This is a genomic window from Armatimonas sp. (genome assembly GCF_043760365.1).
Classification (GTDB): Bacteria; Armatimonadota; Armatimonadia; order Armatimonadales; family Armatimonadaceae; genus Armatimonas.
The window spans coordinates 1-2,643 of the sequence record NZ_JAYUPA010001016.1 but is presented as its reverse complement, the minus strand read 5'-3'; the positions used below and the strand labels follow the sequence as shown (position 1 = coordinate 2,643).

Sequence of the window (2,643 nt, the reverse complement as noted above, 5' to 3'; positions counted from 1 at the left end):
AGAAGCGCGGCTACACCACCAGCGATGCGATTTTCTTGCAGGCCGATGTGCCGACGGGCGGCAAGCCTATCCCCAACGCCAACGGCACCGCGCCGGGGCTGTGGGTGGAGAAAAATGGCAAGATCGTGGTCGCGCTTCCCGGACCGCCCAATGAGTTCGTCCCGATGGTGGACACCGAACTTTTCCCCCGCTTGCGGGGGCTAGGGGGTGGGCTGGGCGCGAGTGTGATTCGCTCGCGGACACTGCGGATTGTCGGGATGGGTGAGTCCGTGGCCGAGGCGAAAACGAAAGACCTGATGGCAGCCGCGAACCCGAGTGTTGCGCCCTACGCCAAGCCCGCCGAGGTGCATCTGCGCGTGACGGCAAAGGCCGCGAGTGCCGACGAGGCCGAGGCACTGATCGCACCTGTCGCTGATGAGATCAAAGCGCGGCTCGGGGCGTTTGTCTATGGCGAGGACGACCAGACACTGGAAGAAGTGGTCGTGCGGCTTTTGGAGGCGCAGGGCAAGACCGTCGCCACCGCCGAGAGCTGCACGGGCGGCTGGCTGGCGCAGCGCATCACGGCGATTTCGGGCTCGTCGAGCGTCTTTCACACGGGCGTTGTGACCTATGCCAACGAGACCAAGATCGGGCTCTTGCACATTCCCCGTGCGCTACTCGGAGCCGTGGGAGCCGTCTCCCCTGAAGTGGCCCGCGCCATGGCCGAGGGCGTGCGGGAGCTGGCGCAGGCGGACTTTGGCATTGGCATCACCGGAATCGCCGGGCCGGGCGGCGGCAGCGACGACAAACCCGTTGGGCTGGTGTATATCGCACTTGCCGGGCCAAACGGCACGCAGCTCACTAAAAGCATCTTTCCCGGCCAGCGTGCCGACGTAAGATTTCGCGCCACTCAGACCGCGCTCGATATGCTCCGGCGCACGCTGATCGGATAAAATGGCCGCATGAGCGCTACTTTAGAAAAATCTGTTCGTGAGTCTCGTCCCCTTCTACGCTGGAGTGTTGAGGAGTACGAGCGCCTCGTTGCGCTGGGAGGTTTCTCCCCCGAGAAGCGAGTCGAACTCATCGAAGGAGAGATTGTCGAAATCATGTCCCAAAAACCACGTCATGCTGGCACCATTGAACTTGCCGAGGAAGCCCTCCGTGCCATTTCGCCAAGTGGTTTTCGCGTTCGGATTCAGCTTCCTTTGAAGTTTACGACCAGTGTTCCCGAGCCAGACATCGCTGTCGTGCAAGGTGAGCGACGCTCATTTATAAATTCTCATCCGACAACTGCTGCTCTGGTGATTGAAGTCTCCGACACCACGCTGGAGTACGACCAGACCATCAAAGCTGCGATCTACGCGTCGGCAGGAATAGAAGACTACTGGATCGTCAATATTAACGAGCGCACGGTAGAAATCCGCCGCCAGCCCGGCCCCAGCGGGTACCGCAGCCTGCAAACCTACTCGGAAGTGGACACCGTCGCGCCGCTTTTCAACCCCACCGCCAGCATCGTCGTCGCTGACCTGCTGCCCTGATGCTTCTGCCGCGCCGCCTGAGCTACGACGAAACTTGTCAGGAGCTTCTGGCAGATGGCTTTCTCGAAGAAATCCTGCCGTTGCCCTCGCAAATGCCACGTCACGACGACGAGCTTCTGGGATTCAGCCTCTTCAAAGGCGGCCTGGAAGAGTGTGAGCTCGCCAATTTCTCTCTTCCCCGAACGTTCTTTTGTCGAAGTTTTCTGGAGCGCTGCAATTTCTCCAACACCGACTGGAGCGAGTCGCGGATGTGTTGGAACGACTTTGACGACGTGGACTTTAGCACCGCTGACTTAATTGCCTGTGACCTGCGCGCCTCACGCTTCAGATCGGTTCGTTTTTGTGATGCAAACCTCTCCCTTTCCGACCTGCGCCGCTCCTTCTTTGAGGGCTGCGACTTCACAGGAGCAGCACTGCAAGGCACAAGATTCACCTATTCCCAGGCAGCAGAACTGTTGCTTACCGATGAGCAACGCCAGCAGGTGCGCTGGTACCGAACTCCGGGAAGCGCCCCCCCTGGTGGCTAGCACTGCCTTGACCCTCTTCCCAACGAGGAACGAGTGTTGGGGGAAGAGGGTCACCGTCTCAGCGGCGGGGAGATGGCCCGAAGGGGCGCGGGGAGATGGCTGAAAATTCTTTTTCCGGATTCCCTATTTCTCCGTGAGTTTGTCAAAAGATAGGGTATAGTAAAACAGAAGTTTGCCATGCGGTTATTTCTTGCCATTGAACTCGAACCAGAACTTGCGGATGCGCTTAGTGCGCTTCAGCGGCGCTTGCAGGAGCGTGCACCCGATGCAAAGATTCGCTGGGTGGAGCCGGAGAACTTCCATCTCACGGTGCAGTTTCTGGGCGAGATCGCGGAGTCGTCGCTGCCCGGCGTCATTGAGGCGTGTGATTTTCTCGTTCCGCCGCGCATAGATTTCCGGATCGGCGTGGGCGGGGCGAGTTACTTCCCAAAGAAAGGGCCGCTCAAGACCCTCTGGGTGGGCTTGAGCGAGGGGGCCGAGGAGTGGAAGCTGCTGGTCGAGGCCGTGGAGCCGTGGATGGAGCCGCTGGGAGCGCCCAAGCACGGCGGGCTGGTGCCGCACATTACGTTAGGCCGGGTGAAAGAGGAGAGCGAGGCGCT

General features: G+C 60.2%; 4 protein-coding genes. All 4 read left to right on the top strand.

Annotation, left to right across the window (positions count from 1 at the left end):
• Window positions 1-932: nicotinamide-nucleotide amidohydrolase family protein (locus ACH2EH_RS25815; RefSeq protein ID WP_395146299.1), on the top strand; the 932-nt coding region annotated here is incomplete at its 5' end.
• A gap of 9 nt (window positions 933-941) precedes the next feature.
• Window positions 942-1,517 (top strand): Uma2 family endonuclease, encoded by a 576-nt coding sequence (locus ACH2EH_RS25810; protein ID WP_395146298.1) that lies wholly within the window; start codon window positions 942-944, stop codon window positions 1,515-1,517.
• Complete coding sequence (locus tag ACH2EH_RS25805; protein ID WP_395146297.1) at window positions 1,517-2,044, top strand: pentapeptide repeat-containing protein; 528 nt, start codon at window positions 1,517-1,519, stop codon at window positions 2,042-2,044. The genes ACH2EH_RS25810 and ACH2EH_RS25805 overlap by 1 nt, the downstream gene beginning before the upstream one ends.
• A gap of 177 nt (window positions 2,045-2,221) precedes the next feature.
• The coding region (gene thpR / locus ACH2EH_RS25800; RefSeq protein WP_395146296.1) for an RNA 2',3'-cyclic phosphodiesterase at window positions 2,222-2,643 on the top strand (422 nt) is incomplete at its 3' end.

Excerpts from the sequence above, each read along its gene's own strand:
- ACH2EH_RS25810 (WP_395146298.1), top strand. The coding sequence starts at position 942 with ATGAGCGCTACTTTAGAAAAATCTGTTCGTGAGTCTCGTCCCCTTCTA.
- ACH2EH_RS25805 (WP_395146297.1), top strand. The coding sequence starts at position 1,517 with ATGCTTCTGCCGCGCCGCCTGAGCTACGACGAAACTTGTCAGGAGCTT.